Consider the following 26,432-nt stretch of genomic DNA (forward strand, 5'->3'; position numbering starts at 1 on the left):
ATCGGCACACGACGAGTGCGAAGATTCAGCGCTTGCGATATCTGCTCGATATCGCCTGGTCGTCACCCGGGGCACCCCACCGCCAAGCGAGGGTTGCCGATCAGCGAGCCGGGGCTCGACAGTGCTGATACTCGTGACCGTGGAGCGAAATGTAGCAGCACTCGAGGGCGTGGCCGGGGCCTCGCATGGGTACTCGATTCGGTTCCGGGACAGCCGGATACGGGGCGAACTGCGGCGATGCGCGCGGCCCCGGCTTGCGATCAGCTCGAGACAAATGCGCGGCCGTGCGGGCGGCTGGGCGAGCGTGGAATCAGCGCACCGTGCGACAAATCATTGTCGTCGATCTCGCGGCTCGGTACCCCTATTGCTATGACCACCGTGCTGCACATCAACGCTTCCGCCCGTGGCGAATTCAGCCAATCACGAGCTATCGCACAGACTTTCATCGACACCCTGCGTGCGCAGGACCCCACCGTGCAGGTCGACACCCTCGATCTGTTCACCGCCGGACTGCCCGAGTTCGGCACCGACGCCGCGGCCGCCAAACTGGCGGTGTTCACCGGCTCGGAGCAGACCCCCGAACTGGTGGCCGCCTGGGAACAGGCGCGCACCGTGTTCGACCGCTTCGCCGCCGCCGACCTCTACGTGCTCAACATCCCGATCTGGAACCACGGCGTGCCCTACATCCTCAAGCAGTACGTCGACATCGTCACCCAGCCGGGCTGGTCGTTCGGTTTCGATCCCGAGGTCGGCTACAGCGGGCTGCTCGAGGGCAAGCGCGCGGTCACCGTCTACACCAGCGGCGTGCACCAGCCGGGGGTGCCGATCCAGTTCGGCAACGACTTCGCCACCCCGTTCGTGCAGGACTGGCTGCGCTTCGTCGGCGTGAAGGACGTGGCCGAGATCCGGTTCGCGCCGACCGTGCTCACCGAGGATCCGCAGGCCGGCTTCGCCGCCGCCCAGGAGCGGGCGCGTGAGCTCGCCGCCGGCTACTGAGACGACGGTGCGGGGGTGGGCACCGACAGGGAGAACAGTCGCGACGATCTGTGCCGTAGGGATTCTCGTCGTCGGCCAGCTCTACGTGGTACTGCCGGTGCTCGGCGACCTGGCCCAGGTGTGGGGCACCTCGCGCGCCGCGGCGACATGGACAACCACTGCCTTCGGGCTCGCCTACGGCGCCGGGTTCCTGGTCACCGGCCCGCTCTCGGATCGGTGGGGGCGGCGCCCGGTGATCGTCGGGGGTCTGGCGGCGACGGCCTTGTCCACCCTTGTGGTGATCGCGGCGCCGAGCCTGGGCACCGGCTTGGCGGCGCGGGTGGCGCAGGGGCTGACGGCGTCGTTCTTCGCGCCCGCGGCGTTCGCCTATCTCGCCGAACGCATCGCGCCGCACCGGCGGATCTTCGCGCTCACCTGCCTGACCAGCTCGTTCCTCGCGGCGGGCGTGATCGCGCAGGTGCTCGCCCAGCTCGTCGACGACACCTTCGGCTGGCGGGCGGTGTTCGTGGCGAGCGCGGTGGGCTTCGCGATCTCGGCGCTGCTGCTGCGCGGGGCGCTCGAACCGGGTCGCCGTGGCGACTCGGCGGCCTCGGTGGGCTCGGTCTTCACCGCGTTCGCCGGGCTGCTGCGCGCCCCACGCTTGGCCCTGCTCTACCTCAGCTGCCTTGCCGTACTCGGCTCCTTCGTCGGGATCTACACCGGCGTGCAACTCGCGCCACCCGAGGGCGTCGGCACCGGTAGCACCGCGCTGCTGGTTCTGCGGGCCAGCGCCATTCCCGCCATGATCGCCGTCCCCCTGCTGGCCACCCGCCTGGCCGCGATCAACCCGGAACTGCGCCTGATCACGGCTTTGTCGGCCGCGGGCGCCGCCGCCGCGATCACCGCCGTCCCGCTCGGCGGAATCTGGTTAGCCACTTGGCTTTTCGTCTTCGTGGCAGCGGTGGCGGTCGCGGCCCCCGCCGCCGTCCAGGCCATCGCCGCCCAGGCGGGCGAAGCCAGAGGCGCCGCCACCGCCCTCTACACCTTCGCCCTCTTCCTCGGCGCCAGCGCAGGCCCCCAACTGGCCAACCTGGTAGCGGACAACGGCTTCCCCGCCGTGGCCCTGGCGATCTCAGCCCTCGGCTTCGCCGGAGCCACACTGGCTTTCGCGTCGACGAAGACCTGACCCACCCCGATCCCGGCCCGCCACCCCACGTGACGGACCGGGATTCGGGTTGCCCATCACCTGCGCGCCCACCATCCTTACCGGATGAGCAAGCCGCCCGAAGTCGTCACCTTCGTGACCTCTGCCCGCGAATTCTGCGCGGCCATCGAGGCGATCGACGGCACTCCGGCAGGCATCGAACTCCCCCGAACCCTGGTCCCCCTGCTCGCCACCGTGCTCGCCGCGGCCGCCCACCTCCCCCGCGTGGAGCCGACCGCGGCCACCCTCCCGACGACCATCGATCACGACGCCTGGTACGAGTGCTACACCCGCTGCACAACCGCCCTCGGCCCCCTCGACATCTACTGGACCAACCGCGATCTCGCAGACCCGGGCGCCCAGCTCACCGCGGGTTCGGTAGCCGACGACCTCGCCGACATCTGGCGCGATCTCCGCACCGGCCTCGACGCCCTCGACTCCGGATCCCGCTGGCAGGACGTCGTCTTCGACTGGCGCCTGTCCTACCTCGGCCACTGGGGCAACCACGCGGTCGCCGCCCTCCGGCCCCTCCACACAGCCCTGCACACCGACCTGTTCAGGTCGTGATCGGCGGCGACCGGGCGGTCAGGTTCTCGGTGGGTCGGTGACGACCAAGAAGGACACCGTGAACGCCGCCCTGCGCGAGGTGGGCGCCCGTCTGGAGCGTCTGCGCGCTCTGTCGAGGTTGGGGGAAATGGCCGACGCGGGTGACTTCGACGAGTTCCTCGGCGACAAGTCCACCTACCGTCGGTGACCCCGGCCCTCTACCTCATACTGGGTGGGGGCGGATGGCTCGTCGGCCGGGCTCGAACCGGCGGCTGCCCGGTGCTGGCCGGGTGCTCTACCACTGAGCTACGACGAGGCATCCGCCGTGCCGCCGACCGGGCTCGAACCGGCGTCCATCCGGTGAAGAGCCGGATGCTCTACCACTGAGCTACAGCGGGCAAGGTGATCGTGCCTCAGTCGGGGTGGGGGTGTCCAGCCGATTCCGGGAGGACGGAGGTGGGGATGCCGGCGGAAAGCTCTTGGGCGTGTGTGGCTTTGATGGATTTTCCACTGAAGGCGCCGGCGCCGCGCAGCATGCCCGCCCAGACGGGGTCGGCTACGGCGACGCCGTGGACGAGCTCCGGGGTGGGGCGGAAGGTGCCGACCGGGCCGGGGGGTTTGGGGCCGGTCCAGCCCGTGCGGTGCGGGTCGATGCCCGCGATCTCGCAGAACTCGACGACCTGGGCCGCCGTGCAGGTCGCCCGGCCGTCGAGCACCTCCCAGGGCAGCGGCAGTGCCGCCCACACCTGGGTGTCGGGGTGCGGCCCGGAACCGGTGGCCAGGTGCCAGGCGGCCAGGTCGCCTGCCATCAGCATCATGGCCTTGCCGGGGCAGGTCACGTCGAGCAGACCGGTCGCGTCGGTGGCGGCCAGGCACGACAACCACGCCGCCCGCGCCGCGTTGTAGGCGCCGCAGAGCAGATTCCACGTCGAGGAATCGTTGCCGCGCCGGACGATCATCCGCTCGCGATCGAATTCGCTTGCCGCCCAGAGGCTCTCCAGCGCGGAAGCGGTCGACCGCATCGTGCGGAACCAGCGGCCGAGCAGCTCGCCGCGCTGCTCCTCGGTGAGGCGGGCGAGCACCTCCGGGGTGGGATAGGCCTGGGCGATCATCCACCAGTCGGTGTCGGCGGACCGGCGACAGCGCGCGAACAGCAGCTCGGCGATCTCGTCGAAAGGGTTGTCGCGGCCCGCCAGCGTGAACTGGCGGCGCAGCTTGCGCTTGGCGGTGAAGTAGGCGATGAAGCACGCGGCGCCGGGATCGGCGCGGAAGCGGTCGAGGGTGAGTTCGGTGGCGAAACCCGTCTTGGCCAGCAGCGTCAGGTGCCGTTTGCGTTGCTCCATGTCCAGGGTGTGCGCCTTGCCCGTCACCCGGCGCAGCGCGCGGAAACGGCGGTTGTACTGGCGCTTGGAGATGTCCATCCCGGCGGCGGCCCGGTCGTGGCGGTTGAGCCGGTCGGCCTGGAAGTCCGGCCGTCGCGGATCGAAACCGATCGCGGCGCCGACCGCCTGCGCGAACGACAGCAGCGACGCGGGCTCGTCGGCATCCACCTCGGCGGTGACATCGAACAGGCGGCTGGTGGCCGCCACCTGGCGTGCGCCACCCACCGGCGACGCGAAATCATCGGACAGAGAGGTCAACCCGTTCCATCGGCCGGCGGCTCGCGCCACCTTGCCCAAGCGGCGGCGCTCGTCCTCCCCCAGCTCGTGCTTCAGCACGTACCAGACGAGCACGGCCACATTCTCCGGCCGAGGCCGGGCGTCCAATGTCGCGTGCAACTGAACCAACGCCTCGCCGGGCTCCAGCACCCCCGTATCCATGCCCCGATCATCACAAGAAGGCCCGGGTGGCGGCAAACGTTTTCGCCGCCACCCGGGATCGGGTCAGGGGTGGGTGGTGAACTCCTCGAAGGTGGGGGTGGGGAGTTTGAGTTGGGCGTGGATGTCGCCGCCGAGGCCGAAGTGGCCGATGGCGCCGCCGTAGTTCTGCTGGTAGCTCTGCCAGAGGACTACGACGCTGATGACGCGGTTGGCGCCGGGGGTCGAAGGGTCGGGGAAGGGGTTGGGGAGGGTGGCCCGGTACGTGGCGGTGCCGTCGGGGGCGGTGATGAAGACATTGGGCACGCCGAGAGGTCCTGGGCGGGTGGGCGATTCGGGGTTCAGGTCGCCGGAGCGCAGGGACATGACCGTGTAGAGGGAGTCGGGGATCAGGCCGGTGAACTCGAAGGCGAAGTGGGCCGAGTGTTCGTCGTCGCTGATCGAGACATCCAGGGTGCCACGGGCTTCCAGCCATTGCCCGAGGGTGACCGGCTCGGTGAGTTTGCGGCCGTCCTCGGGACGGAGGTCGGGGATGGGGACCTCGTGGAAGGGGTAGCTCGGGCGGGTGACCGAGGCTGCTTCCGGGAGCTGGTCGGGCGCGAAGACCATCGGATAGTTGTTGGCGGGCAGGGGAAGTGGGAGCGTGTGCAGGACCAGTGCGCGGTCGTCGTCGGAGAGCTCGTCGGGTAGATCGCGAACCACCGTGTAGGGCAGGTTCTCGCCGAACGGCGGTAGCGGGGTGTCGGCCGCGACCACGGCCCTGCCCCAGCGGCGCGTCACCGTGCCGTCGGGACCTTCCTCGTTGAGGAAGCCGACGACGAGGAAATCGCCTGCGGCGTCCACTATTTCGCTGGGTGGGTAGAGCGGGCCCTGGGTGGTCGGGGTCAGCTCGTAGCGACGTTTCACCATACGGAGGCCACTTTTCGATCGTCGGAGAATTCGTTTCCCTCGGCGTCGCCGAGCCGGTCGCTCAGCAGTCGCCAGGTGCCGGAGCGCGCGGCCGCGACCAGCTCGGGGTCGGCGCCGCGGTAGGCCGGGCGGGCCACCAGCCAGAGGAAGGGCAGGTCGGTGGCGTGGTCGCCGTAGCCCCAGGTGTCGTTCACGCTGATCGCGTGTTCACGCAGGTACTCGACCACCGCCTCGCCCTTGGCCGCGCCGATCATCGGCTTGCGCACCTCGCCGGTGAGCACGCCGTGCTCGTCGAGCAGGGGTTCGGTGGCGATGATGTGATCAGCCCCGACCGCCGCGGCGACCGGCGCGATCGCCGGGGCGAACGAACCCGACAGCAGCACCGTGCGCACGCCCGCCGCCGCGTGGTCACGCAGGGCACGGACCGGCTCGGCGTAGAAGGCGGCTCCCCCGGCGGCGAATTCGTCGAACCAGCGCTGACCGGCCGCGACCAGCGCGGCGTACTCGACGCCGCGGTAGGTGCGGTAGTACTCGCGGTTGATGTCCTCGCGTGGTGCCCCCGCGGCGGCCCGCTGTTTGAGGTCGTCGGTGACGCGGGCGTACTCGGTGCCGTCGTCACCCAGTTCGGCGAGCCAGAAACGCAGGAAGGTGAACATGGACTTGACCGTGATCACGGTCTCGTCCACGTCGAAAAAGGCGGCTCCGCTACTCACGCCGAGACCTCGAGGTAGGCGTCGACTGCCTTGGCGGCCTTGGCGCGCTCGATCTGGGCGATCCGCTCGTTGGGCAGGGCGGTGAACTCGATGCGCGAGCTGGCGACCGGCTTGCCGAACTGGTGCACCTCGGTCTCGATCCGGAACTGCAGCTTGCCGGGGTCGTCGACGGAGACCGGCGTGAGCCGGGCGTGCAGGGTCGCGGGCAGCGGGAACAGGAACGAGGTGAACCGCAGGTCCACGTTGTTCCAGACGATGTAGAAGTGCTCCTGCGGGCGGCGCACGCCGTATTCGAGTTCGAAGGCGGCCAGGAACAGCTGGCGCACCGCCTCGATCACCACGATGCCCTGCACGTGCTCACCGGTCTGGTGGTCCAGGAGCAGTTCGTTGTCGCCGTCCAGGCGCAGATCGGCCTGGAAGACGTTCTCCTCGGTCCTGGTGAGGCCCGCCAGCAGCACATTGGAGTGCTGGTACTTGTGCACGTGGTGCCTGCGCGCGGGCTCGGCGATCTCGCCGACGACCCGCACCCGCAGGTGCGGCGCGTGCACCGCGGCCACGTGCTCGAGATAGTCGAGATCGTGCCGGGTGACGCCCTGCCCCAGGTGAACGGCCAGTTCCTGACTCGCGGGCAATCGCCCTCCGCGCAGCAACGCGACCAGTCCGGACACGGTGTGCACCCGGTCGTCGGCGGAGATGCCGAGGAATCGGTCACCGACCACCACGTACGCGGTGGTCACGGTGGAGTCGAGCTGGACTACAGACATGGATAGACCTCCAGAAGGACGCTTATGGCGAGCAAGACGCCTCACCATCCGGTCGTCACCCGGAGCACCCCGCCGCCGATGGAGGGTTGCCGCCCAGCTAGCCGGGGCTCGATGCTGGAACTCGTGACCGTCGCATCGAAAGGTATTCGGCCGCAATATTTTTGAACAGCGTTCGGAGCAGGGTGCAAATAATCCACCCACGGTACGAGGATCGGCCGGTCGCGGGCGCCTATGCTGAGCGTTACCGAACGTCACACGATCCCGGAGGCAACGTTGCCGAACAATCTCGAAGCCAGCATCGACATCGCCGCATCGCCGGAGAAGGTGTGGGCGGTGCTCGCCGATCTCAAGCGGATGCCCGAGCTGAGCCCGACGACTTTGAAGATGATCGCGCTGGGCGGAGTGCGGGTCGGCGCGCTGACGGTGAACGTCAACAAGGACGGCTGGAAGGTGTGGCCGACCACCTCGCGCATCGTCGCGTTCGAGCCGAACAAGACCCTGGCCTTCCGGATGCTGGAGAACCGCACCGTGTGGCGCTACGAGCTCGAGCCGACCGCGGGCGGCACCCGCGTGGTGGAGACCCGCACCGTCGACCCCAAGGGCATCCCCGCCCCCGTGCGCACGCTGGTCAACGCCGCCGCCGGTGGTGAGGACAAGTTCGAGGCCGACCTGGTCTCGGGCATGCAGGAGACCCTGGCACGGGTGAAGGCCGCCGCCGAACGCTAGGCCACTCGTCGCGAGAGCCCGCCGGATGCTTCCGGCGGGCTCTCGTCGTTTCAGGGCAGGTCGGCGCGGATCTCGTCGAGTGCTTCCGCCGTGCGGACGAGCATGGCGGTGAGCGCGGTCAGCTCCTCGGCGGTGAAGCGTTGCGCGAGGGTGCGCTCGACCGCGATGGCGCGGACGTCGGCGTCGGCTGTGAGTTCCCGGCCTGCCTCGGTGAGCCGGGTTTCCAGGATGTTCTTGTGCCATTCGTGCGGCGTGCGCTCGACCAGGCCGCGGTCCTGAAGGTTGGTCAGGACGGTGTTCATCGTGGGCGGGGTGACGCCGACCAGCCGGGCCAGCGCGGCGGCGGAGATGCCGGGGTGCTCGGCGAGGCTCAGCAGGGCGCTGTACTGCGGGACGGTCAGGCCTGCCGGTTTGAGCGCGGCGGTCTTGGTCGCCATCAGGGCCTGTTCGGCGCGCTTGAGGTACGAACCGAGCCGGTCGGCGGCGGGCATGGACGTCATGGGTGCATGGTATCCGGTCGTCATTCGATAACTATCTTGACGATCATAAAGGTTCTAATCTATGTTTCTGCTCATCATTGAATGTCTGGATTTACCTCACTGAGAGGCTTCATCATGATCAGGACCACCGCCGTTGTCGCCTTGGCCGCCTGCTGCCTGGCCGTCACGGGGTGCGGCGAACCCGCTGCCGCCGTCACGCTCAGCACTGCCTACGAGCTGCCCGGGACCGCCGTGTATCCCGAGGGGATCGGGCTCGACGCACGCACCGGCGATACCTATGTGGGGTCGTTCGCCGACGGGTCGGTCTATCGCGCCGCGGCCGGGGCGACGCGCGCCGAGGTGTTCCTGCCCGCGGGCGCGGACGGGCGCGCGACCGCGAACGGGGTGAAGGTCGACGCCGAGGGGCGGCTGTGGGTGATCGATTCCGGGGTGGGGGTCGCGGTGTACGACACCGGGTCGCGAGCGCTGCTGGCCCGGTTCACCGTGCCCGGTGACGAGCCGCGGTTCGTCAACGATCTGGACTTCGGCGGTGACGGGTCGGCCTATCTCACCGACAGTGTGCGCAATGTGGTCTATCGGGTGTCACCGGAGCAACAGCGTTCGGGCGGTGGCGAATTCGCGGTCGCCGCCGATCTCGGGCCCGCGGGGGCGCGCGAACTCAACGGCATCGTCGTCGACCGGGCGGGGAACTATCTGCTGGTGGTGGCGATGTCGGCGGGCGAGCTGTATCGCGTCGACCTCACCGGTGGCCCGGTTCAGCGGGTGAGCCTGGTCGGTGGCGACGCGCGCCACGGTGACGGACTGGAGTTGCGGGACGACACCCTGTGGGTGGTCCACAACACCGATCACACGATCAGCCGGTGGACCCTTTCCGACAACGGCGCCACGGCCACCCGCGAGAGCGAATTCCGCGACCCCGCCCTGAACATCCCCACCACCATGGTGCATGTGGGCGATCGGGCGCTGATCGTCTCCTCGCAGTTCGACAAGGGTGGCCCGCTGGGTGCGGAGGGAACGCCGGGGCCGTTCGTGGTGTCGGCGGTCGACGGGCTCTAGCCGGAGACGAATTCGCGCAGGACAGAGACGAATTCGTCGGGTTGTTCGACCTGCGGGGAATGACCGGCGTGCTCCACCAGGTGGGTGCGCGCGCCCGCCGCGGCGTAGCGGGCCAGGGTCTGGGTGCTGTCGTAGAGCTGGTCGTGGCGGCCGTGCACGGCCAGGACCGGCTGGGTCAGGGCGGCGGCGCGGGCGTCGAGCGGATCGGCGGCGAAATCCTCGGCGCGGGCGCCGACCGCGTAGGCCAGGGCAGCGGGGACCGCGATGCGGAAGTCGCGCACCGCCGCGTCGGCCAGGCCGGGCGCCGAACCCCAGCGGAAACGCGGAGCGAAGGCGGTGCGGTTGGCCAGCCGGATCACCACGCTCGGTGTCCAGCGCTGGGCCAGGCGGACCGACCACGGCCGGACCACCCAGCGCGCGGCGGCGGGGATGCTCGCGGCCACGTAATCCGGGGCCTGACCGACCACCACCACCTTGGCCACGCGCGGCGAACGGGCGGCCGCGGCCAGCGCCAGTTCGGCGCCGAAGGAGTGGCCCACGATCGTCACCTCGGTCAGGGCGAGATCGTCGAGCAGTTCCAAGACCGGCGCCACCCTGGACTCGGCGGCGAAATCGCCGGAGAGCGCGCCCTGTTCGTGGAGGTCGACGCGGATCACCCGGTATTCGGGGGTCAGCCGTTCGGCCACGGCCGCGAACCAGTCGACCGAGCCGGGGATGCCGTGCAGGCACACGATCGGCGCGGCGGTTGTCGGTCCCTCGTCCAGAAACAGCACCCGACCAGCCTATCCGGACCGCTGTCATACCCCCTCTACAGCGGCGTTCGCCCCGCGTAGCAGTGCATTCCGTGCGGGACCGCGATGCCGGGACGTGCAACGGTGGCGGTTATCGGCCGGGTGGAATACGCTTCGCCGCGGATGAAACGCCTCTTGGAGGGACCAGTGATCACTCCGAACAGGCCGGAGGACATAACCGAAGCCGGGCACCGGGTGCCGTTGACCCAGCTCATACACCTGATGGCCGAGTATCAGCACCTCGGCGCGCACCGTGACACCTTCCTCGCCGCCCCCGCCGACGACACCTTCGTGCGCGGCTGCGGAATCATCGCGGGCACCATCGCCACCATCGGAGTCATCTGTGTGGGGGTCGGCGCCTGGCAGGGCGGGATCGCGCTGTTGGTGATGGCCGCGGTGCCGGTGCTGCTGGCCATGCGGCGCGGAATGATCAACCGGCGCAACCGGGCCGCGCGCATCGACCTGTTCGACTACGGAGTGACGGTGTACCGGTCCGGGCAGCGGGTGGCCGGGTTCCGTTGGGACAGCATCGAAGTCCGCCAGGAGACGATCCCCTTCCACGACACCACTGCCGTCACCTACCTGCTGACACTCACCGGCCCCGGCGCCGAGGCCACCATCGACGAGGAAGGCTTCGCGCGCGCCCGCGAATGGGCCCGCGCCATCCAGTCCTCGGTCACCGCCACCCAGCTCCCCGCCGCGGTCGCCGCCATCGACGACGGCGAGACCGTCACCTTCGGCGACCTCGGCCTGTCCCTGGACGCGCTCACCTTCCACGGCGAAGCCTTCGGCTGGGAGAACATCCAGCTCATCGACGCCCGCAGCGGCCACATCCGCATCAAACTCGCGGGCACCTGGCGCTCCCTGGCCCCCGTCAGCACCATCCCCAACTTCTACATCTTCAACGAACTGGCCGAACGCCTCCGCCTCACCCCGGTCGGCTGATCCCCGGACCTACCGACGGCGATCGGTCTGCTTCAGATGCGCGGTACCGGCCTGTGTGATCCACAGCGTTCGATTCGTATCGTCGATCTCTTCGGCCACGACGAAGGCCGACCCACTCGGGAGTGGATCGGCCTTCGTGGCTCGCGAGAACTAGCTGATCAGGAGATCAGAAGTCCATGCCGCCCATGCCGCCGGTGGGGTCGCCCGCGGGGGCGGCCTTCTCCGGCTTGTCGGCGACGACGGCCTCGGTGGTGAGGAACAGGGCCGCGATGGAGGCCGCGTTCTGCAGGGCCGAACGGGTGACCTTGACCGGGTCGGCGACGCCGGCGGCCAGCAGGTTCTCGTACACGCCGGAATCGGCGTTGAGGCCCTCGCCCTCGGGCAGGTTGGACACGCGCTCGGCGACGACGCCGGGCTCGAGACCCGCGTTGAAGGCGATCTGCTTCAGCGGAGCCGACAGCGCGACGCGCACGATGTTGACACCGGTCGCCTCGTCGGCGGTCAGGCCCTCGAAGCCCTCCAGCGCCGGGGCGGCCTGCAGCAGGGCCACGCCACCACCGGCGACGATGCCCTCTTCGACCGCGGCCTTGGCGTTGCGCACGGCATCTTCGATGCGGTGCTTGCGCTCCTTGAGCTCGACCTCGGTGGCGGCACCGGCCTTGATCACCGCGACGCCGCCGGCCAGCTTGGCCAGGCGCTCCTGCAGCTTCTCACGGTCGTAGTCGGAGTCCGAGTTCTCGATCTCGGCACGGATCTGCGCCACGCGGCCCTTGATGGCCTCCGCGTCGCCCGCGCCCTCGACGATGGTGGTCTCGTCCTTGGTGACGACGACCTTGCGCGCCTGGCCGAGCAGCTCGATGCCCGCGGTCTCCAGCGAGAGGCCGACCTCTTCGCTGATGACCTCGCCACCGGTGAGGATGGCGATGTCGGCGAGCTGGGCCTTGCGGCGGTCACCGAAGCCCGGGGCCTTGACGGCGACGGACTTGAAGGTGCCACGGATCTTGTTCACGACCAGGGTCGAGAGGGCTTCGCCCTCGATGTCCTCGGCGATGATCAGCAGCGGCTTGCCGGCCTGGATGACCTTCTCCAGCAGCGGCAGCAGGTCCTTGACGGTCGAGATCTTCGACGACACCAGCAGGATGTACGGGTCCTCGAGGACCGCTTCCTGACGCTCGGGGTCGGTGACGAAGTAACCGGAGATGTAGCCCTTGTCGAAGCGCATACCCTCGGTCAGCTCCAGCTGGAGCCCGAAGGTGTTGCTCTCCTCGACGGTGATGACACCTTCCTTGCCGACCTTGTCCATCGCCTCGGCGATGAGCTGGCCGATGGCGGCGTCACCGGCGGAGATACCAGCGGTAGCAGCGATCTGCTCCTTGGTGTCGATCTCCTTGGCGGTGTCGAGCAGCTTGGCGGTGACGGCCTCGACGGCCTTCTCGATGCCGCGCTTCAGACCCAGCGGGTTCGCACCGGCCGCGACGTTGCGCAGACCCTCACGCACGAGCGCCTGGGCGAGCACGGTGGCGGTGGTGGTGCCGTCGCCCGCGACGTCGTCGGTCTTCTTGGCGACTTCCTTGACCAGCTCGGCGCCGATCTTCTCGTACGGGTCCTCGAGGTCGATCTCCTTGGCGATGGACACACCATCGTTGGTGATCGTGGGGGCGCCCCACTTCTTCTCGAGCACGACGTTGCGACCCTTCGGGCCCAGCGTCACCTTGACAGCGTCGGCGAGGGCGTTCAGACCCCGCTCGAGACCCCGACGGGCCTCTTCGTCGTACGCAATTGTCTTGGCCATTGCGTTGAGATCCTCCACATGTCTATGGCTGACACACGAGACGACCACAGGTTGGATCGTCCCAAGTTACGCTGGCCAGGTGCGGTGCCCGCGACGGACGACCGAGGGTGTCGATGGAACCCGGTCTCACCGTCCCGACCTGGCACTCAACAGTCGAGAGTGCCAAGGCATTTTTAGCACTCGGGGACCGAGAGTGCAAGGTCGGTCCCGATGTCACTCCCCTTCGGCGGGTTTCAGAAAAGCGGCCAGCAACTCCACCAGATCCGATTCGACCTGCGCCTTCTCCAGGCCGAGCCCGCTGAGCACGCCGGTGCCGTTCTCCTGCTCGAGCAGGGCCAGCAGGATGTGCTCGGTGCCGATGTAGTTGTGCCCGAGGCGCAATGCCTCGCGAAAGGTCAGCTCCAGGACCTTCTTGGTCTCGCCGTCGAACGGGATGAGGGCGGGCACCTCGGCGTCGGGGGCGGGCAGGGTCGCGGTGGCCGCGTCGCGCACCGCGTCGAGCGAGACCCCGCGCGCCACGATCTCGCGCGCGGCCAGACCCTCGGACTGGTCGATCAGCCCGAGGATGAGATGCCCGAGGGTGATGCGGGCATTGGACACCGCCCGCGCCGACTCCTGCGAGCCGACCACCACCTGGCGGGCCCGGTCGGTGAACTTGGCGAAGCCGGCCTGGGGGTCCATGGCGGCGGCGTCACCGGGCTGCTTGGGGACGAATCGCTTCTGCGCGGCCTGCTTGCTGACGCCCATGCTCACGCCGATATCGGTCCAGGAGGCGCCGGAGCGGCGGGCCTGGTCGACGAAGTGGCCGATCAGATGATCGGCCACCTCGCCGAGATGGTTGGCGGCGACCACGGCATCGCTGAGCTGGTCGAGGACATTGTCGGGGCGGGCCTTCTTGATGCCGTCGATCAGATCGTCGAGGCGGAAGTTGGGAGTGCTCATGCGTCAACTCTAGGTTGACGATTCCTGTGCGTCAACCGTTGGTTGACGATTGGTCAGCGGGCGCCCACCGAGAAGGCCGCGCCACGCACGATGAGTTCCTTCACCCGCGCCCCGAGGCGTCCGCGCAGGACGGTTCTCGCCGGGCGGTCGTCGGCGGTGAGCACCTGGATGACGGCGGCGCGGCGGCCCAGGCTCAAGCACTGCAGGTAGTAGCGGAAGCGCATCGGCTCCGGTTCGGCGCCGCGGGCGCGCCGGGCGATGGCACGGGCGACGTAACCGCCGGTGGGAATGGCGGTGGCGCAGGCCATCCGGAGCGGGCGGTCGCCGGGACCGGCCATCAGGGCCGCGTCACCCGCGGCGTAGACGGTGGGGTGGGAGATCGAGCGCAGGGTGTCGTCGGTGCGGACGCGGCCGTAGTCGTCGACGTCGAGGCCCGCGCGACGCGCCAGATCGGGGACGGTGAAACCCGCGGTCCAGACGACGGTGGCGGCGGGGACGACGGTGCCCTCGACGAGGCGCACCCCGTCGGGCAGCACCTCGGCGACCTCGGCGTCGGAGCGGATCGTGACACCGAGATCCGACAGCGTGCCCGCGATCAGGTCCGCGGCGCGGGCCGACAGCCACGCGCCGGGCGAGCTCGCGCCGAGCAGCGTCACCGCGGAATCCGGGTGTGTCTCGGCCAGTTCCGCGGCCAGCTCGATGCCCGTCGCCCCAGCACCGACCACGACCACCGGTCCGGCGGGCAGGGTCCGCGCGTCCTCGGGGGTCGCCAGCGCTCGCGCGTACTCGGCCACGCCCGGCACGCTCACGCGGTCGGCGGCACTGCCCAGCGCGTAGACCAGGGTGTCGTAGCCGAGTTCGGCGCCGGTGCCGAGGCGGATCAGCTCCGCCTCCGGGTCCAGCTCGACGACCTCCGCCTGGACGAACTCGATCCCCTTGTTCCCCAGCATCTCCCGCAGGTCCCAGCGCCCGACCTGCTGTCCAGCGACGGCCTGGTGCAGGCGCACCCGTTCGACGAACTCCGCACGCGCGTCCACCACCGTGACGCGCGCGCCGCGCACCGAGCGGGCGAGTCCGCGCGCGGCGGCGAGGCCCGCGTACCCCGCGCCCAGTACCACGATTCGCTGCTGACCGGTCATGATGTGGCTCCTCTCGACAACGCCGACACCAACCAGACCGCACAGCCCCCGGTTTCGTGACAGTCCGGCGCCGTGATCCGGGTCACGACTCGGCGGCGGCCGGGAAACGCAGCTCGTCGGGGGTGATCGAGCGGTTTTCGGCGGCCGTTAGAGTATGGACAACCCCGGTACCCGGAAAGGAACAACCTCTCATGCTTGTTACCGCGATCGAAGTGCTCTTCTACTCGGCGATTGCCCTCACTGTCTGGTTCATGGGCTACATGGCCTACCGCCTGGTGACCGACGAGTCGAACCGCTGACCAGCACCGATCCGGGAACTACCGCGGTCTGCGCAGCCTCAGGCGCGCCGATCCGCGGATAGCCGGGCGGCGGATGCCCGGCATCTTGCGCTGGGCGCGGCGCTGGGCACGTCGTTCGGCGGGCTTGTGCTGCCAGGTCTCCGGGCGTGCGGCCACCCAGCGCGCCGAGCGCCAGGCGAACGGGATGTGCGCCAGGTACAGGGCGACCAGGATCAGCAGCAGCACGATCGGGTAGGTCACCAGCAGGGCCGCGGCCAGTGCGGTCAGCACGAGCAGGCCCGCGGCGGCCTGCGGAGCCACCGAGACCGACTTCATCGCCAGCGTGGGGATGGTGCTCACGCACAGCAGGGCCGCGAAGATGGTCCAGGCGGCCACGAAGGTGAAGCCGTCCCACCAGCCGTCACCGAACTGCACTTTCAGCGCGATCGGGACCAGGGCGATCAGCGCACCCGCCGGGGCGGGGACGCCGACGAAGTACTCCCGCGCCCAGTTGGGGCGGGAGTCGTCGTCGAGCAGGGTGTTGAAGCGGGCCAGGCGCAGTACCAGGCTCACCGCGTACAGCAGGGCCACGATCCAGCCCGCGCTGTAGCCGTCGAGCAGCGTCACGTAGAGCACCAGCGCGGGGGCAACGCCGAAGGAGATCGCGTCCGAGAGCGAGTCCAGCTCCGCACCCATCTTGGTGGTGGCGTCGAGCATGCGCGCGAGCCTGCCGTCGAGGGTGTCGAGCACGGCGGCGGCGCCGACCATCGCCAGCGCGATGCCCAGCTCGCCGTCGAGGCCGAACTTCACCGCGGACAGGCCGGCGCACAGCGCGAGAATGGTGACGACGCTGGGCAGCAGACGCACCGAACGGGGGCGCTTACGTCGCGAGGAGTGCGCCTGTTCGATCATCCCAGCACAGCCAGGACGGTTTCGGCCCCGATCGTGCGCTGGCCGGGGTTCACCAGGAGTTCGGTGCCGACCGGGAAATAGGTGTCGACGCGGGAGCCGAAGCGGATCAGGCCGTAGGTGTCACCGATGGTGAGCACATCGCCGACGCGGGCGTCGCAGACGATGCGGCGCGCGATCAGTCCGGCGATCTGCACCACGACGACCTGCTTGCCGTCGGCGGTGTCGATGAGCATGCTGTTGCGCTCGTTGGCGTCGGAGGCCTCGGGCAGGTCGGCGGAGAGGAACTGCCCCGGCTGGTGCAGCACCTCGCGCACGGTCCCGGACACGGGCACGCGCTGGACGTGCACGTCGAGCACCGACAGGAAGATGCTCACGCGCGGCAGCGGCTGATCGCCCAGGCCGAGCTCGGCGGGCGGCACCGCGGTGTCGACCAGGGCGACCTCACCGTCGGCGGGCGCGACCACGACGCCGGGACGGTTCGGCGGCACCCGGTGCGGGTGCCGGAAGAACGCCGCGCAGGCGCCCGCCGCGGCCAGCCCGGCCCGGCGCACCCACTTGTTCTTCCCGCCGACGACCGCGACCGCCAGCGGCACCGCGACGAACGGCAGGCCGGCGGGGTGCAGCGGGGGTACGGCGGCCCGCACCAGGTCGACGACATGGCCGACTCCGGTGGTCTCGGGCGTGCCGGGCGGGGTGGGGCGGCGGGCCACGGGTTCCCTCTTTCGTGTGACGACAACAGCGCTCACACCTTACGGGAACCGCGCAGGTTGCACCCGTGGTCAGTGCGCCGCTTTACGTCCGGTGAACAGTTTCACCAGGTACAGCAGGACGCAGGCGCCCGCCAGACAGGTGAAGAAGCTGAATATCCAGCCGGCTCCTTCGACGTCGACGCCGAAGAGGCTCAGGATGAAGCCGCCGAGCAGGCCGCCGACGACACCGACGACGATATTGAGCAGGATGCCCTGCTGCGCGTCGGTCTTCATGAACTTGCTCGCAATCCATCCGGCGAGACCGCCGATGATGATCCAGCTGATGATGCCGAGTCCGAGCATGGTGTCCTCGATCCCTCGATGGGCAGGCGAGCAATCGCCTCGTCTCCAAGGTATACCCCCGAGCAGTTGTGACATAAGACACGACTTTCCAACATCGGCAGGCTAATATGAGGGCGCCTCATGTCTTCGCGTTCACATGTTGTCCACGCGCGGGCAACGGGCGATGCGGCACGGATTTCGATGGCTCGGGTACACCCGGCGGTGCAACCGCAGGTTGACAGGTACATAGGAGACGCACAATGGCTGCTCGAATCGCCCAGACGACGGGGGCGGAGCACACCGCAATTCTCGGATTGGGCGTCTACCGCCCCGCCCGGGTGGTCACCAACGACGAGATCGCGGGGCCGATCGACTCGAGCGACGAGTGGATCCGCACCCGGTCGGGAATCAAGACCCGCCGCTTCGCCTCGGCGGAGGAGACCATCCAGAGCATGAGCGTGGCCGCGGCACGCGACGCCATCGCCGCCTCGGGGGTGGCCGCCGATCAGGTCGACTGCGTCATCGTCGCCACCTCGACCCATCTGCTGCTCACACCCGCGGTGGGCCCGCGCATCGCGACCGAGCTCGGGATGACCGGCGCGGCCGCGTTCGACATCTCGGCCGGTTGCGCCGGGTTCTGTCACGCGCTGGGGATGGCCTCGGATCTGGTGCGCGCGGGCACCTCCCAGCACGTGCTGGTGATCGGCGTCGAACGGCTCACCGACGCGCTCGATTTCACCGACCGTTCCACCGCCTTCCTGTTCGCCGACGGCGCGGGCGCGGTGCTGGTCGGGCCCGCCCGGGAGCAGGGCATCGGCCCGACCGTGTGGGGCTCGGACGGCACCCAGCACCACGCCATCCGCCAGACCAAGGACTGGATGGAGTTCTTCACCGAGATCGACGAGCTGGGCACCGACGCGGTGCGGCCCTACCTCACGATGGAGGGCACCGCGGTGTTCCGCTGGGCGGCGCATTCGCTGGAGAAGGTGTGCCGCGACGCGATCGACCGCGCCGGCCTGACCACCGACGACCTGGACGCGATGATCCCGCACCAGGCCAACGGCCGGATCATCGAGATCATGGCCAGGGTGCTGAAGCTGCCGGAGAACTGCGCGCTGGCCAACGACATCGAGGAATCCGGCAACACTTCCGCAGCATCGATCCCGCTGGCCATGGAGGCGCTGCTGCGCAAGGGCGAATCCAAGCCGGGCGACGCCGCGCTGCTGATCGCCTTCGGCGCCGGACTGTCCTACGCCGCACAGGTTGTCACGCTGCCCGACTGGCAGTGATCCACGGATCACTCCTCGCCGAAAACCCGGTGGCCTGCGACGACGCGGGCCACCGGCGCGTCGGCTCGCCGTGTCCACCTTGTCCCGGTTGCACCACATCGGGCCTGCTGGCAAACTTTTCGCTATCGACGCGCTGACCGAAGCCGTTCAGCCCGGCGTTCCCGTCGTCAACCCGAGGTGATCGGCCGTGAAATTGCGCTCACTCCTGCCCCGCAGGCACATCGACCATGTCCCCGTGCTGCCCACCATCGACCCCGAGGACGGCTTCGCGCTGCCCGACGCGTTCGTGCCGCAGGGCACCCGCCGCAAACGCGAGGAACGCCTCGAACGCCTGCTCACCCCCACCGAGCTCGACCTGGTGCTGCACAATCAGCTCTGACCCCACGCAGAGGGGATACTCGAGGAGTGAGCACACCCGCGGTAACCAAACCGGCCATTCTGAGCGTTGACGACGATCCCGGGGTCTCCCGGGCGGTGGTGCGCGATCTGCGCCGCCGCTACGGCGCCGACTACCGGATCCTGCGCGCGGAGTCCGGACCGCAGGCGCTCGAGGCGCTGCGCGAGATGAAGCTGCGCGGACAGCCCGTGGCGGTGCTGATCGCCGACTACCGGATGCCCGGGATGGACGGCATCGAGTTCCTGGAGCAGGCCATGGACCTGCATCCCTACGCCCGCCGGGTCCTGCTGACCGCCTACGCCGACACCAATGCCGCGATCGACGCGATCAATGTCATCGATCTCGACCACTACCTGCTCAAGCCGTGGGACCCGCCGGAGGAGAAGCTCTATCCGGTCCTCGACGGGCTGCTCGACGCCTGGCGCAGCGCCGAGCAGCGGCCGGTGCACGAGACCAAGGTGGTGGGTGACCGCTGGTCGCCGCGTTCCTCGCAGGTGCGGGAGTTCCTGGCGCGCAACCAGTTGCCGTATCGCTGGTACCCCGCCGACGAACCGGAGGGCACCCGTCTGCTCGAGGCCGCGGGCGCCGATCCGCTGACCTGTCCGGTGGTGATCACCCCGGCGGGCGACGCGCTGATCCAGCCCACCGACAGCGAGCTGGCCGAAAACGTCGGGCTCGCAGTGCAACCCAGCGGGGACTTCTACGATCTGATCGTCGTCGGCGGTGGACCGGCCGGGCTCGGCGCCGCGGTGTACGGCGCGTCGGAGGGCCTGCGCACGGTGCTGGTGGAGCGCACGGCGACCGGCGGACAGGCCGGGCAGAGTTCGCGGATCGAGAACTATCTCGGGTTCCCCGACGGGCTCTCCGGCGCGCAGCTGGCCGACCGGGCGCGCAGGCAGGCCAACAAGTTCGGCGCGGAGATCATCACCACCCGCGATGTGGTGGGGCTCGAGATCAACGGATCGGCGCGCACGGTGCGTTTCGCCGACGGCGGGCGGTTGTGCGCGCACACGGTGCTGATCGCGACCGGCGTGGACTACCGGCGTCATCCGGCGCCGGGGGTCGACGAATTCACCGGGCGCGGTGTGTTCTACGGCTCGGCGATGACCGAGGCCGCCGACTGCGCCGACCAGGACGTCTACATCGTCGGCGGGGCCAATTCGGCGGGGCAGGCGGCGGTGTTCCTGTCGCGCAACGCCCGTCGCGTGCACATCGTGGTGCGCGGTGACTCGCTGGAGAAATCCATGTCGCACTACCTGATCCAGCAGATCGCGCAGATCCCGAACATCGTGGTACGCACCGGGACCGAGGTGGTGGGCGTCGATGGGGACGACCACCTGGAGCGGATCATCCTGCGCGACAACGACGCCGGTACCGAGGAGAAGGTGGAGGCATCGCGGCTGTTCCTGTTCATCGGCGCCGCGCCGCAGACCGGCTGGCTCGACGGTGTGGTGGTGCGCGACGAGGCGGGCTATGTGCTGGCCGGGCCCGACCTGATGGTCGACGGCGCCCGCCCGCCGGGCTGGGAACTGCCACGGCCGCCGCATCATCTGGAGACCAGCGTGCCGGGCGTGTTCGTGGCCGGTGACGTGCACGCCGAATCCGCCAAGCGGGTCGCCTCCGCCGTCGGCGAGGGCGCGATGGCGGTCATGCTCGTCCACCGGTATCTGGCCTAGGAGTGACATGGGGTTGATCTGTGATCCGGAGGAACTGCGCACGCTGTTCCTGTTCGAGAAGCTCGACGACGAGCAGCTGGCCCAGCTGTGCGCGGTCGGCGAGATCGTGTACATCGAGCCGGGGCAGGTCTATCGCGAGGGCGACCCGGCCACCTGCTTCTATGTGCTCATCGAGGGCGAGGTTCGGCTGACCAAGCTCTCCGGCGGTATCGAGATCGAGGTCAACCGCACCGATCACCGTGGGGTGTACGCGGGCGCGTGGATGGCCTACCTCGGCGACAAGGTGAGCCAGGACTACGCGGGGTCGATGTATGTCGAGCGGCGGTCGCGGTTCCTGGTGCTGGCGGCGGCGGATTTCGGGCGGATGGTCACCGAGTGGTTCCCGATGGCGGTGCACCTGCTCGAGGGCGCCTTCTTCGGCGGGCAGAAGTCCAGTCAGCGCATCGCCGAGCGGGAGCGGCTGCTGGCGCTCGGGTCGCTGTCGGCCGGGCTCACCCACGAGCTCAACAATCCGGCGGCCGCGGCGGTGCGGGCCACCGCCGGGCTGCGTGAGCGGGTGGCGGGGATGCGGCACAAGCTCAAGATGATGGCCGAGGGCAAGTTCCCGGCCGACGCCCTGGTGCAGCTGGTCGAGTTGCAGGAGCAGGCCGCCGAGCGGGTCGCCAAGGCACCCGATCTCAGCCCGCTCGAGGCCGCCGACCGGGAGGACGCGCTGGCCGACTGGTTCACCGACCAGGGCATCGCCGACGGCTGGAACCTCGCGCCCACCTTCGTGCAGGCCGGGCTCGACATCGACTGGCTCGAAGGCGTGCAGGCCACCCTCGAATCGTGCCGGGCGCAGGTGTTCGAGGGCGCGATCCGCTGGCTGAACTACACCATCGAGACCGAGCTGCTGATGAACGAGGTGGCCGACTCCACCACCCGCATCTCCACCCTGGTCGGCGCGGCCAAGCAGTACTCGCAGATGGATCGCGCGCCCTATCAGGTGGTTGACCTGCACGAACTGCTCGACTCGACGCTGGTGATGCTCAACCGCAAACTCGGTGACGGGGTGCGCCTGGTCAAGGACTACGACCGCACGCTGCCCCCGCTGCCCTGCTTCGCCGCCGAGCTCAACCAGGTGTGGACCAATCTGATCGACAACGCGGTCTACGCGATGAACGGCGAGGGCACCCTCACCGTGCGCACCTATCAGGAGAACGACTGCGCCGCCGTCGAGATCGGCGACACCGGACCGGGCATCGCGCCCGAGGCGAAGGGCCGCATCTTCGAGCCGTTCTTCACCACCAAGCCGGTCGGTGACGGCACCGGCCTCGGACTCGACATCTCCTTCCGGATCGTGGTCAACAAACACCACGGCGACATCCGGGTCGAATCCGAACCGGGCGACACGCGTTTCATCGTCCGGCTACCGCTGAACCCGCAGGCAGAATCCGCAGAACAGTAGACCCACCGGTTCTCGGCCGCCTTGATCTGGACTGACCAGAGGGTGCGACGAGGGAGTACCCGGCGGGAGGGAAGATCAAGGGAACAGGCCGAGAACCCGCGGCGCCAGCCGCCAATGATACGGAGGTCGGGATGTCGGAAGACGGGATCGATGTGGGCGCGGCGCCGAGTGGGCCGGGGTGCGCGGAATGCACGGCGGCGGGCGGCTGGTGGGTGCATCTGCGCCGATGCGCCGAATGCGGGCACGTGGGGTGTTGTGACAGTTCGCCCAGTCAGCACGCGACCAAGCACTTCGCCTCGACCGGGCATCCCTTCGTGCAGAGCTACGAGCCCGGCGAGGACTGGTTCTGGAACTTCACCACCAGCGAGATGTACAGCGGTGGGCCCGAGCTGGCCGCGCCGACGAGTCACCCGATCGGTCAGTCCGTGCCGGGACCGGCCGATCGGGTGCCCGCCGACTGGCAGTCACAGATCCACTAGGGCTTGATCCCGGCAGCCTCGGCGACGGTCTTGTCGGCATTGCCCGGCGCGAGGCAGACGAGCTTGGCGGTGCCGAGCGCGACATTCGGGCTGCCCTCGAAGGGGCCGCCGGGGTTGTCGGCCAGGAGCTTCTCGATGGCCGCCTTCTCGCCCTCGGTGTCGAGGGTCTTGAACTCGGCGCAGGTGATGCCGCCCGCGGCGGCTTGGGTGGTGGGGGCCGCGGTGGTGGTCGCCGATACGCTCGCCGACGGGGTGCCCTTGCGCAGGCCGCTGGCGTCGTCGGCGGAGTCGTCACCGGAACCGCAGCCGGCCAAGGTCAGGGTGAGCGCCCCGGCGGCGAGGACGGCGAGGGAGATTCGGTTCATCTGCATGACTTCCCCGGGTGGATCACGGCGCCGGCACCTCCGGCGCGTCCGGTGCACTGTACCGACTTCGGCCTTGTCATGAGCCAATCGATTCCTGATGATCCGGGCGCATCGGGCGCGGCGACGGCAGAATGGCACGGTGGCTGAACTTTCGCTGACCGCCCGGCTCAATCCCTCGGCGGCCGACGCGCGGCGCGGGGTGGTGCGCCTGCACCCCGAGACGCTCACCGCGCTCGGCCTGCGCGAATGGGACGGTATCGCGCTGATCGGCGCCCGGCGGACCGCGGCGGTGGTGGCCAAGGCGCCCGCGGGCAGTCCGCCGGGGGTGGCCCTGCTCGACGATGTGACGCTGTCGAATGTGGGTTTGCGGGAGAACGCGGCGGTGACCGTCGCCCCGGTGACGGTGTACGGCGCCAAGCAGCTCACCCTGAGCGGTTCGGCGCACGCGATGGCCAGCGTGCCCGCGGCCACGCTGCGTCAGGCGCTGCTGGGCAAGGTGGTCACCGTGGGCGACACGGTCTCGCTGCTGCCGCGCGATCTCGGGCCCGACATCAGTTCGGCCGCCGCCACCCAGGCGCTGTCGCGGACCTTCGGCATCGCCTGGACCACCGAGCTGCTCACCGTCACCGGGATCGAGCCGATGCCGGGGCCGGTGAGTGTGCAACCCAATTCGGCGGTGGGCTGGGGTAGCGGTCCGGCCGCGGCGCTGCACGCCAGAGAACGCGACGGCGAACCGGACCAGCCCACGCTCGCGGCGGTATCGGTGAGTTCGGGCAGCGCGCCGATCGCGGTGGAGGAACTGGCCGGGGTGCAGGGGCAGGCGAGCAAGCTGGCCGAATGGCTGAGCCTGGCCCTGGACGAACCCGAACTGCTCAAGACGCTGGGCGCGCCCGCGCATCTGGGTGTGCTGGTCACCGGGCCTGCCGGAGTAGGCAAGGCGACGCTGGCCAGGGCGGTGGCCGCGCCGCGGCGGCTGGTCGAACTCGACGGGCCCGCGGTCGGCGCGATCGAGAGCGGCGCCCGGCTGCGCGCGGTCGCCGAGGCCGTGGCCGACGTGGGCGCCGGACAGGGCGGGATTCTGCTGATCACCGATGTCGACGCGCTGCTGCCCGCGGAGTCCGAGCCCGTCGCCACGCTCATCCTCGACCAGTTGCGGGCCGCCATGCGCGCACCCTGTGTGGCGCTGCTGGTCACCACCGCCCATCCCGCCCAGGTGGACCCGCGGCTGCGCGCACCCGACCTGTGCGATCGCGAACTGGCCCTGCCGCTGCCGACGGCCGCCGTGCGCCGCGCCCTGCTCGAACAGCTGCTGCGCAAGGTTCCCGCGGGCACCCTCGATCTCGACGCGATCGCCGCGCGCACACCGGGTTTCGTGGTCGCCGATCTGGCCGCGCTGTGCCGCGAAGCCGCGGTGCGCGCGGCGGGCCGGGCCAGCCGCGACCAGACCGATCCCGAACTCACCCAGGACGATCTGGTCGGCGCGCTCGAGGTGATCCGTCCGCTGTCGCGTTCGGGGACAGAGGAATTGGCGATCGGCTCGCTGGATCTCGACGATGTCGGCGACATGGTCGAGACCAAACAGGCGCTCACCGAGGCGGTGCTGTGGCCGCTGCGGCACCCCGATTCCTTCGCCCGCCTCGGCATCGACCCGCCGCGCGGCGTGCTGCTCTACGGGCCACCCGGGTGCGGCAAGACCTTCCTGGTGCGCGCGCTCGCCGGCACCGGACAGCTCAGCGTGCACGCGGTGAAAGGCGCTGAGCTGATGGACAAATGGGTCGGGTCCTCGGAGCGGGCGGTGCGCGAACTGTTCCAGCGGGCGCGCGATTCGGCGCCGTCGCTGATCTTCCTCGACGAGGTGGACGCGCTGGCCCCGCGCCGCGGGCAGAGCAGTGACTCCGGGGTGTCGGACCGGGTGGTGGCCGCGCTGCTCACCGAACTCGACGGGGTGGAACCGCTGCGCGATGTGGTCGTGCTCGGGGCGACCAACCGCCCCGAGCTGATCGATCCCGCGCTGCTGCGGCCGGGCAGGCTCGAACGGCTGGTCTTCGTGCCGCCGCCGGACGCCGAGGCGCGCCTCGAGATCCTGCGCACGGCGGGCCGCTCGGTGCCGCTGGCCGCCGATGTCGACCTGCCCGCGCTGGCCGCCGACCTCGACGGCTACTCCGCCGCCGACTGTTCGGCCCTGCTGCGCGAGGCCGCCCTCTCGGCGCTGCGCCGCGACATGACCGCCGCCGACGTCACCGCCGAGGACGTGGCCGCCGCCCGCGCCACCGTCCGCCCGTCGCTGGACCCGGCCCAGGTGGAGTCGCTGCGGCGCTACGCGGAGAGCAGGGCCTAGCTTCGGCGGATAACCGGGGATTCGCCGGTATCGTCGGAGAGGTGCCCAGAGTTGGGGATGGACTGGACGCGGTCACGGCGTTCGCTGGTGCCGCGGCCGCGGGTATGGCGCTGTTCCTGCCCTTCACCTTCGCCACCGCCACCGCGATCGGCTCGCCGTACCGGGTCACCAGCCTGGTCAACAGCGTGCCGAGGGCGGCCGCGCTCGGGCTGATCGTGGCCGTGGTGGTAGCGGTGCTGGTGCGCCCGCTCAACCGGCCCGGCCTGGTCTGGCTGACGGCCGCCTGCGCTTCCGCGATCCTGGCCGCCAACTATTTCGTCGGCCTCACCATCTCCGACGCCGACGTACTCACCACCCAGAACTACATCGACGCGCTCAGCGGTGGCGCGCTGTTCGGCGCGCTGGGTGTGTGCTCGCTGCGGCGGCGCTGGCCCGCGGTCGGGTTCGGGGTCGGCACCGTGGTGGTGTTCGTCTACGGCGAGCTGGTCTCGGCGTTCAGCACCAATACGCTCAATGCCGAGAAATCGATCTCCACACCGGCCTGGCTGGTGCTTGGTGCCGTGGTGCTGCTGGCGGTGAACACCGTGCGGCACCGGCACGGCGTGATGCTGCCCGCGCTGCCGAGGATCGCGGCCGACCTGCCGATCACCCCGATCATCGCCGCGACCGTGCTGGCGCTGTCGGTGCTGCTGGCCTCGGAATGGCTGGCCCACGAATTCGACGGGCGGGTGGGCAATTCCTGGCAGATCGGCATCGCCGTGACGGCCACGGTGCTCGCCGCGTTCGTGGCAGCGCTGCTGCTGCCCGCCCGCGACGGCACCTGGGTGCTGGTGGCGGTGAGCCTGTCCGCGGCGGCCGACACGATGGCCGATTCCCAGCACATGGGCTGGTACCTCGTGGCCGTGCTGGTACTGGCCACGACCGGTGTGCTGCTGGGGCTGCGGTGGTCCTCGGCGTGGGTGGTGCTCGCCGGCGCGGCCGTGCTGTGCGGTTACGCCGCAGTGGAACAGCATCTGCCGTGGTCGCTCGCCTGGGGCCTCGGGGTCTCGGCGCTGGCCTTCGTCTCCGGGTACGCCTTCGGCGCGATCCGGGTCGGCTACCTGCCCTGCGCGGTCCTCGGTCTCGGCGCGCTGTACCTGCCGACGGTCATGTGGGTGATCCCCACCAAGGCCCGCAACTGGCCGATCGGCGGCACCCCGGTCGACGAGACGATCCCCAGCCGCGCCGCGCTGGCCATCACCGCGGGCTCGGCGGCGGCGCTGTGGCTGCTGCTGCGAATCCGTCCCGCGCCGGCGCCGAGTACCGCCGAAACATAGCCGGGTCATAGCCCGGCGCCCCGCGACATGGCCGACGCGACAACCGGCCTACCCCGCGACCGGCCGTGATCGCCCGTAGGATCGA

General features: G+C 69.8%; 27 protein-coding genes, 2 tRNA genes and 2 riboswitches. Of the genes, 14 read left to right on the plus strand and 15 right to left on the minus strand.

All coding sequences use genetic code 11. The features are described 5' to 3' along the window. Positions 1-23: 23 nt before the first annotated feature. Positions 24-139: riboswitch (SAM riboswitch) on the minus strand. Positions 140-369: 230 nt separating this feature from the next. The 4 genes from ACWEMY_RS11600 (at position 370) to ACWEMY_RS11615 (ending at position 2,933) form a co-directional block, all read left to right on the plus strand. Continuing rightward, the gene (locus tag ACWEMY_RS11600) at positions 370-996 is read left to right on the plus strand and encodes an FMN-dependent NADH-azoreductase (protein ID WP_452389941.1); all 627 of its coding nucleotides are present in this window, start codon (positions 370-372) and stop codon (positions 994-996) included. Further along, complete coding sequence (locus ACWEMY_RS11605) at positions 974-2,161, plus strand: MFS transporter (RefSeq protein WP_452389942.1); 1,188 nt, start codon at positions 974-976, stop codon at positions 2,159-2,161. Before ACWEMY_RS11600 ends, ACWEMY_RS11605 begins: the two co-directional genes overlap by 23 nt. An 84-nt stretch (positions 2,162-2,245) precedes the next feature. Beyond that, positions 2,246-2,746: a DUF5063 domain-containing protein gene (locus tag ACWEMY_RS11610; protein ID WP_452389943.1), complete on the plus strand. Its 501-nt coding sequence runs from the start codon at positions 2,246-2,248 to the stop codon at positions 2,744-2,746. Between the two features lie 37 nt (positions 2,747-2,783). After that, positions 2,784-2,933 (plus strand): hypothetical protein, encoded by a 150-nt coding sequence (locus ACWEMY_RS11615; RefSeq protein ID WP_452389944.1) that lies wholly within the window; start codon positions 2,784-2,786, stop codon positions 2,931-2,933. Between the two features lie 37 nt (positions 2,934-2,970). Here ACWEMY_RS11615 and ACWEMY_RS11620 read toward each other — a convergent pair. The 6 genes from ACWEMY_RS11620 to ACWEMY_RS11645 all read right to left on the minus strand — a co-directional run bounded on the left by ACWEMY_RS11620 (position 2,971) and on the right by ACWEMY_RS11645 (position 6,928). Continuing rightward, positions 2,971-3,041 (minus strand) — tRNA-OTHER (locus ACWEMY_RS11620). A 10-nt stretch (positions 3,042-3,051) separates the two neighbouring features. Beyond that, a tRNA-Lys gene (locus tag ACWEMY_RS11625) sits at positions 3,052-3,124 on the minus strand. 14 nt (positions 3,125-3,138) lie between these two features. Then, positions 3,139-4,545: a hypothetical protein gene (locus ACWEMY_RS11630; RefSeq protein ID WP_452389945.1), complete on the minus strand. Its 1,407-nt coding sequence runs from the start codon at positions 4,543-4,545 to the stop codon at positions 3,139-3,141. A gap of 63 nt (positions 4,546-4,608) precedes the next feature. Further along, positions 4,609-5,451 (minus strand): hypothetical protein, encoded by an 843-nt coding sequence (locus ACWEMY_RS11635; RefSeq protein ID WP_452389946.1) that lies wholly within the window; start codon positions 5,449-5,451, stop codon positions 4,609-4,611. Further along, a complete protein-coding gene (locus ACWEMY_RS11640) occupies positions 5,445-6,164 on the minus strand; it encodes an HAD family hydrolase (protein WP_452389947.1) in 720 nt (239 codons plus the stop codon). The genes ACWEMY_RS11635 and ACWEMY_RS11640 overlap by 7 nt, the downstream gene beginning before the upstream one ends. Next, a complete protein-coding gene (locus ACWEMY_RS11645; RefSeq protein ID WP_452389948.1) occupies positions 6,161-6,928 on the minus strand; it encodes an AfsA-related hotdog domain-containing protein in 768 nt (255 codons plus the stop codon). The genes ACWEMY_RS11640 and ACWEMY_RS11645 overlap by 4 nt, the downstream gene beginning before the upstream one ends. Positions 6,929-6,941: 13 nt before the next feature. Next, a riboswitch (SAM riboswitch) is annotated at positions 6,942-7,057 on the minus strand. A 144-nt stretch (positions 7,058-7,201) separates the two neighbouring features. Between ACWEMY_RS11645 and ACWEMY_RS11650 the strand changes: the two genes are divergently transcribed. Then, positions 7,202-7,654, plus strand: a complete 453-nt coding sequence (locus tag ACWEMY_RS11650) for an SRPBCC family protein (protein ID WP_452389949.1) — start codon at positions 7,202-7,204, stop codon at positions 7,652-7,654. A 50-nt stretch (positions 7,655-7,704) separates the two neighbouring features. On the opposite strand, the gene ACWEMY_RS11655 is transcribed toward ACWEMY_RS11650, so the two are convergent. After that, positions 7,705-8,154, minus strand: coding sequence for a MarR family winged helix-turn-helix transcriptional regulator (locus tag ACWEMY_RS11655; RefSeq protein WP_375930831.1), 450 nt, complete (start codon positions 8,152-8,154; stop codon positions 7,705-7,707). Between the two features lie 114 nt (positions 8,155-8,268). On the opposite strand from ACWEMY_RS11655, the gene ACWEMY_RS11660 reads away from it, so the two are divergent. Then, complete coding sequence (locus tag ACWEMY_RS11660) at positions 8,269-9,210, plus strand: SMP-30/gluconolactonase/LRE family protein (protein ID WP_452389950.1); 942 nt, start codon at positions 8,269-8,271, stop codon at positions 9,208-9,210. On the opposite strand, the gene ACWEMY_RS11665 is transcribed toward ACWEMY_RS11660, so the two are convergent. Further along, on the minus strand, positions 9,207-9,983 hold the full coding sequence (locus ACWEMY_RS11665) for an alpha/beta fold hydrolase (protein ID WP_452389951.1): 777 nt from the start codon (positions 9,981-9,983) through the stop codon (positions 9,207-9,209). The two genes, ACWEMY_RS11660 and ACWEMY_RS11665, sit on opposite strands and share 4 nt — an antisense overlap. A 240-nt stretch (positions 9,984-10,223) precedes the next feature. On the opposite strand from ACWEMY_RS11665, the gene ACWEMY_RS11670 reads away from it, so the two are divergent. Beyond that, complete coding sequence (locus ACWEMY_RS11670) at positions 10,224-10,946, plus strand: DUF6585 family protein (protein WP_452389952.1); 723 nt, start codon at positions 10,224-10,226, stop codon at positions 10,944-10,946. 166 nt (positions 10,947-11,112) lie between these two features. On the opposite strand, the gene groL is transcribed toward ACWEMY_RS11670, so the two are convergent. The 6 genes from groL to ACWEMY_RS11700 form a co-directional block, all read right to left on the minus strand. Continuing rightward, positions 11,113-12,738: a chaperonin GroEL gene (gene groL / locus ACWEMY_RS11675; protein WP_452389953.1), complete on the minus strand. Its 1,626-nt coding sequence runs from the start codon at positions 12,736-12,738 to the stop codon at positions 11,113-11,115. 213 nt (positions 12,739-12,951) lie between these two features. After that, positions 12,952-13,680, minus strand: coding sequence for a Clp protease N-terminal domain-containing protein (locus tag ACWEMY_RS11680; RefSeq protein ID WP_452389954.1), 729 nt, complete (start codon positions 13,678-13,680; stop codon positions 12,952-12,954). 53 nt (positions 13,681-13,733) lie between these two features. Next, positions 13,734-14,819 carry an NAD(P)/FAD-dependent oxidoreductase gene (locus ACWEMY_RS11685; RefSeq protein WP_452389955.1) on the minus strand — a complete coding sequence of 362 codons (1,086 nt, stop codon included), beginning with the start codon at positions 14,817-14,819 and terminating at the stop codon, positions 13,734-13,736. Positions 14,820-15,136: 317 nt separating this feature from the next. Beyond that, on the minus strand, positions 15,137-16,009 hold the full coding sequence (locus ACWEMY_RS11690; RefSeq protein WP_452389956.1) for a CDP-alcohol phosphatidyltransferase family protein: 873 nt from the start codon (positions 16,007-16,009) through the stop codon (positions 15,137-15,139). After that, positions 16,006-16,719 (minus strand): phosphatidylserine decarboxylase, encoded by a 714-nt coding sequence (locus ACWEMY_RS11695; RefSeq protein ID WP_278261715.1) that lies wholly within the window; start codon positions 16,717-16,719, stop codon positions 16,006-16,008. Before ACWEMY_RS11695 ends, ACWEMY_RS11690 begins: the two co-directional genes overlap by 4 nt. A gap of 69 nt (positions 16,720-16,788) precedes the next feature. Next, the gene (locus tag ACWEMY_RS11700) at positions 16,789-17,061 is read right to left on the minus strand and encodes a GlsB/YeaQ/YmgE family stress response membrane protein (RefSeq protein ID WP_278261907.1); all 273 of its coding nucleotides are present in this window, start codon (positions 17,059-17,061) and stop codon (positions 16,789-16,791) included. Between the two features lie 239 nt (positions 17,062-17,300). Between ACWEMY_RS11700 and ACWEMY_RS11705 the strand changes: the two genes are divergently transcribed. From ACWEMY_RS11705 to ACWEMY_RS11725, 5 genes are all read left to right on the plus strand, one after another. Beyond that, entirely contained in the window at positions 17,301-18,329 is a 1,029-nt protein-coding gene (locus tag ACWEMY_RS11705; protein ID WP_452389957.1) for a beta-ketoacyl-ACP synthase III, read from the plus strand. Positions 18,330-18,516: 187 nt separating this feature from the next. After that, positions 18,517-18,708 (plus strand): hypothetical protein, encoded by a 192-nt coding sequence (locus ACWEMY_RS11710; protein ID WP_452389958.1) that lies wholly within the window; start codon positions 18,517-18,519, stop codon positions 18,706-18,708. Between the two features lie 26 nt (positions 18,709-18,734). After that, the gene (locus tag ACWEMY_RS11715) at positions 18,735-20,402 is read left to right on the plus strand and encodes an FAD-dependent oxidoreductase (RefSeq protein WP_452389959.1); all 1,668 of its coding nucleotides are present in this window, start codon (positions 18,735-18,737) and stop codon (positions 20,400-20,402) included. Positions 20,403-20,409: 7 nt separating this feature from the next. Then, on the plus strand, positions 20,410-21,849 hold the full coding sequence (locus ACWEMY_RS11720) for an ATP-binding protein (protein ID WP_452389960.1): 1,440 nt from the start codon (positions 20,410-20,412) through the stop codon (positions 21,847-21,849). A gap of 131 nt (positions 21,850-21,980) precedes the next feature. Continuing rightward, positions 21,981-22,328 carry a UBP-type zinc finger domain-containing protein gene (locus ACWEMY_RS11725; RefSeq protein WP_375930877.1) on the plus strand — a complete coding sequence of 116 codons (348 nt, stop codon included), beginning with the start codon at positions 21,981-21,983 and terminating at the stop codon, positions 22,326-22,328. Here the strand turns inward: ACWEMY_RS11725 and ACWEMY_RS11730 are convergent. Further along, positions 22,325-22,693 carry a hypothetical protein gene (locus tag ACWEMY_RS11730; protein ID WP_452389961.1) on the minus strand — a complete coding sequence of 123 codons (369 nt, stop codon included), beginning with the start codon at positions 22,691-22,693 and terminating at the stop codon, positions 22,325-22,327. The two genes, ACWEMY_RS11725 and ACWEMY_RS11730, sit on opposite strands and share 4 nt — an antisense overlap. A gap of 97 nt (positions 22,694-22,790) precedes the next feature. Here ACWEMY_RS11730 and ACWEMY_RS11735 point away from each other — a divergent pair, with 97 nt between their 5' ends. Together ACWEMY_RS11735 and ACWEMY_RS11740 are read left to right on the plus strand one after the other, a co-directional pair. Next, complete coding sequence (locus tag ACWEMY_RS11735) at positions 22,791-25,031, plus strand: AAA family ATPase (RefSeq protein WP_452389962.1); 2,241 nt, start codon at positions 22,791-22,793, stop codon at positions 25,029-25,031. A gap of 41 nt (positions 25,032-25,072) precedes the next feature. Beyond that, on the plus strand, positions 25,073-26,347 hold the full coding sequence (locus ACWEMY_RS11740) for a hypothetical protein (RefSeq protein ID WP_452389963.1): 1,275 nt from the start codon (positions 25,073-25,075) through the stop codon (positions 26,345-26,347). Positions 26,348-26,432 lie beyond the last annotated feature (85 nt).

The sequence above is a fragment of the Nocardia sp. NPDC004415 genome (assembly GCF_053602435.1).